The 2,837-nt window shown below is 40.0% G+C and carries 2 protein-coding genes and 1 riboswitch; of the genes, one reads left to right on the forward strand and one right to left on the reverse strand.

Annotated elements, in window-relative coordinates; all coding sequences use genetic code 11:
* Positions 1-292 precede the first annotated feature (292 nt).
* Positions 293-838: a DUF1003 domain-containing protein gene (locus E2K98_RS30360; protein WP_133340709.1), complete on the reverse strand. Its 546-nt coding sequence runs from the start codon at positions 836-838 to the stop codon at positions 293-295.
* A gap of 316 nt (positions 839-1,154) precedes the next feature.
* A riboswitch (M-box (ykoK) riboswitch) is annotated at positions 1,155-1,327 on the reverse strand.
* A 444-nt stretch (positions 1,328-1,771) separates the two neighbouring features.
* Between E2K98_RS30360 and E2K98_RS30365 the strand changes: the two genes are divergently transcribed.
* The gene (locus E2K98_RS30365; RefSeq protein ID WP_133340711.1) at positions 1,772-2,347 is read left to right on the forward strand and encodes a dihydrofolate reductase family protein; all 576 of its coding nucleotides are present in this window, start codon (positions 1,772-1,774) and stop codon (positions 2,345-2,347) included.
* Positions 2,348-2,837 lie beyond the last annotated feature (490 nt).

Here is a 2,837-nt window from a genome sequence, read left to right on the forward strand (position 1 = left end):
GCTTTCGGCCCACTACCTAGCTGTCTACGCTTAAAAACTAAAGTTACCTTTAGTCCTCCAAGACTCGCTGCGAGCGAATGGCTAGTTCTTACTCGACGGGAATCCCACCCGCTATATGATACGACCTAGGCTCGGCCGCACAAGCACCCTATAGTTTAAGTACAATTCTTTACAATCTTTACTTTTAAAAAATGAGTTGCGAAGCAACCCTTTTGTTCAACTATTGCCCCCGTTCGAGAAAACAAAAATGACCCCTAGAGAATAATCCATCCCTAAGGGTCATTTATCCTGTTCATTCGTTCGATTGTTTAGATGATTGTAGAAGTTTCTTAATTTCCATCAGTTCGCCTTCCATTCGCTGAAGGTGTTTTTGCATATCGTCAATCTCCTGCTCTGCTTTATAGTTAATGGCGAAGTCAATAATTGACTCGTGCTTATCCCGTGCTGCCTGCCGGTTTTGGCTCATCATAATCACAGGAGCTTGGAAGGCTGCAATAAAGGATAGGCACAGATTCAGTAAAATAAATGGTGGTTTATCAAAATGGAATCGAGTAAATGACAATGTGTTCCATACTATCCATACGAACAAGAAGCTTGCAAAATAAATGATAAATTTCCAGCTACCTCCGAAGGCTGCGATTCTATCTGCCAAACGATCAGACCAGCTTGTTTTTCTTTGGTATGCCTCATCTAAGTTGGTTAAAATACTCTTCTCATAACTATCCACTAGCCGATCAATTCGGCGAGTATTTTCCTGATTTAACTCAATATCAAAGCCCTGAATTTGGGCTGCTTCCTTACTTTGCGGTTTTTTTAAAAATAACAACTTTTTTGACATTTTAACTACCTCCTGGTTATCAGGCAGTCTGATCCATTTTTATCCCGTAGGAGAGGAGCTGAAGCCACTCTCTGATATGGTTTTTTTTATTAATCCGACTGCCAATAGACTATCTGGTTCTGGCTCCGGTTCAAATGAACTTCGACTATTCATAGAATGGCTCACCCCCTCTCAAGAATCAATTTGATGGCTCTATATTTTACTCAACTTGTCAGAGACTTGTCATTGCAAATGTCCAAGCTCTACCAAATAAAAATGCCCTTCAGCTCAGCTGAAAGGCATCGTTTTGCACACTTAATAAAAGAATGCAAAAAAAAACGATTCCCCCAAACCGAGCTTTGGCACTATACGACGTAAAAGAACCTTCGTCCTTTAGCCACGTTAAGAAGAGCCTTAGTCCGGCAATTCCTGTTCAACCCATTGGCATCTTTCGATGTTTCCGGGCAGTGGCTTGTGTTCGTATAGGAGCCTCACCTAACGAGGACATCTTTAAATCATTGTCATCATACTGCTATAGGATTGATATGTCAACGGAATTTGCAGACATTCTAAATTACCACCATTTTTATATAGAGAAGAAAACTTTGCAGATATATCCATTAATTTTTATATTTTTATTATCCATTAAAAGCACCTAATTGCTATTAATTAATAGCATTTTTTTATTGAACTAAACTGCCCCGTTAGCGGAACAAGAAAAATAGCCGCCACCGCAGCCCCTTGTTGAACTCTTGCCCCCGTTTGTTTAATTGTAGTTCTTCACGATCTTCTCTTTAACAAAACAAAACGGGACTGATGCTGGCACCGTCCCATTTTATTTTAATTAGTGTAACTTATAGAACCTTTTACCGAAATTTATAAAATTTGGTTATACTTACATAGGAAGTAAAGAAGTATAAAAAAAATATCCCTTATGGACAAAGGAGACTTAAAATGAGAAAACTTGTTCTATTTCTGCACGCATCGCTTGACGGTTTTGTAGAAGGACCGAACGGTGAAATGGACATTGGCTGGGTTTCATACGATGCTGACTTGGAGAAACACGCGAAAGAAATTCTGAGTACTGCCGACACTGTCATATGGGGACGTGAGACTTATCAGATGATGCACAGTTACTGGACATCTGTGCCTTCTGACCCCTCAGCTTCTCAGCATGAACGGAATCATGCCGAGTGGATCGAAAAGACACTCAAAATCGTTTTTTCCACGACGTTGGAGAAAGTCGAATGGAACAATTCCAGACTAGTGAAAGAAGATGTCGAGGAAGAAATCAAGAACCTCAAACAGCAGCCAGGCAAGGATATGGTCATCCTCGGCAGTCCTAGGTTAGCACACTACCTTATGCAGCTTGATTTAATAGATGAGTATAAAATTACAGTTTCTCCCGTCCTGATCGGCAACGGGTTGCCGTTATTCCAAGGTCTCAAGGAGAAGATCAAACTTAAACTGATCGAAAACAAGACATTTGATTCTGGTGCCATAGCCCTCGTTTACCAGACGGTTAGATGACCTTTTCTCCTAAAGCAGATTACGAGGGATACGATAGCTCAATAAGCCGCCTCTTCAACGAGGCGGTTTTCTTATCGTAAAGATCAACATCAGGATTTACTATAGCCTAAATCTAAGATGATGACGCAAACATTAAGTAGATCATACCGGTAAAACAATTTGGGTTAAGGATCCCTAAAAAATGCAAAATCAAGCAATCAAAGGCTAATGAAAAAAAGAGCGAAATGAACAATTGGTATGGAATGATTACTTTAACCTTAAAGCTTGAAAAAATACAATCTTTAAGAAAAAAGAGAACAGCAAAAAAAGACCACATTTAGGTCCGGATATTCAGTTTCTTCAAGTAGTCGAGTAGAAGGGAGCCTTTCTACCTTGCGGTAGATTGTACTCCTCCCCCCTCACAGAACCGTGCTTGCGCTATTAACGCACACGGCTCCTCCTAGTCATCATTTACAAAATATAGCTAATTTCTTTTCTTAAGTCGTATATA

The organism is Bacillus salipaludis, assembly GCF_004358205.1.